This is a genomic window from Thauera sp. 2A1 (assembly GCF_009469595.2).
Taxonomy (GTDB): domain Bacteria; phylum Pseudomonadota; class Gammaproteobacteria; order Burkholderiales; family Rhodocyclaceae; genus Thauera.
In genome coordinates this window covers 1-1,046 of sequence record NZ_SSXV01000135.1, presented here as the reverse complement: position 1 = coordinate 1,046, position 1,046 = coordinate 1, and the positions used below count along the sequence as shown (strand labels likewise).

Annotated in this window: 2 protein-coding genes; both read left to right on the top strand. The window is 54.2% G+C overall.

Annotated elements, in window-relative coordinates:
* Window positions 1–64: 64 nt before the first annotated feature.
* Window positions 65–595: an N-6 DNA methylase gene (locus GH664_RS22910; protein ID WP_228111695.1), complete on the top strand. Its 531-nt coding sequence runs from the start codon at window positions 65–67 to the stop codon at window positions 593–595.
* Between the two features lie 2 nt (window positions 596–597).
* Complete coding sequence (locus tag GH664_RS22905) at window positions 598–975, top strand: hypothetical protein (protein ID WP_228111694.1); 378 nt, start codon at window positions 598–600, stop codon at window positions 973–975.
* The last annotated feature ends 71 nt before the right edge of the window (window positions 976–1,046 follow it).

The following is a 1,046-nucleotide window of genomic DNA, read 5'->3' as shown; positions in this document are numbered from 1 at the left end:
CATCGGTCGCCCAAAAAGACAGGAAGCTACACAAAACAATGGCTTGTGAACAGGGGTATCGCAAGTGATTGATCGTGAACGTCATTTTGGCGTGGTCAACGACAAGCGGGTAGCTGCGGCAGCCCTGCTCTATCGCGGTGGTGCGGAGCAAAAAATCCGCCAGTACCTCATCGACAACAACTATGTCGATGCCGTGATCCAGCTGCCGCCCGACCTGTTCTTCGGCACCACGATTGCCACCTGCATCATTATCCTGAAGAAATCCAAGCACGATAACGCTACGCTGTTTATCGATGCCAGTGCCGAGTTCGTGCGCAGCGGCAATAAGAACAAGCTACTGCCCGAACACCAGCAAAAAATCCTCGATGCCTTCACCGGCCGCCAGAGCATGGAGCACTTCGCACGGCTGGTCGAGAACGGCGATATTGCTGCCAACGGCTACAACATCGCCGTGTCCAGTTACGTTGAGCAGAAAGACGAGCGCGAGGCAGTGGATATTCGGGTACTCAACGCCAAAATCAGCCGTATCGTGGCACGGCAAGCAGAATTAAGGGAGCAGATCGATGCCATTGTGGCCGATCTGGAAGGAGAATAAGTATGAGCCAGATCGACGACCTGATTGCAAAGCTATGCCCAAACGGCGTTGACTTCAGGGCTATTGGTGACTTCGGCGAACTGGTGCGCGGCAACGGAATGCCGAAGGCCGATTTCGTGGAGTCTGGGGTTGGGTGCATCCATTACGGACAGATTTACACCTATTACGGCATCTGGACAGCGGAGACAAAGTCCTTTGTCCCGGCAGAAAAAGCCGAAAAACTCGCCAAGGTTGATCCTGGCGATCTGGTGATTACCAACACCAGCGAGAACATCGAGGATGTTTGCAAGGCGGTTGCGTGGATCGGAGAAACGCAGATCGTCACCCTCTGGGTCAAGATAGTTGTCGCCTCGATAGAATCTGAACCCCGAGGGCGATAACGGAAGAACGAAGTGGCCAGATACGGACAAGCATTCAAGGACAAAGCGGTCGCACGGTTGTTGCCCCCGGA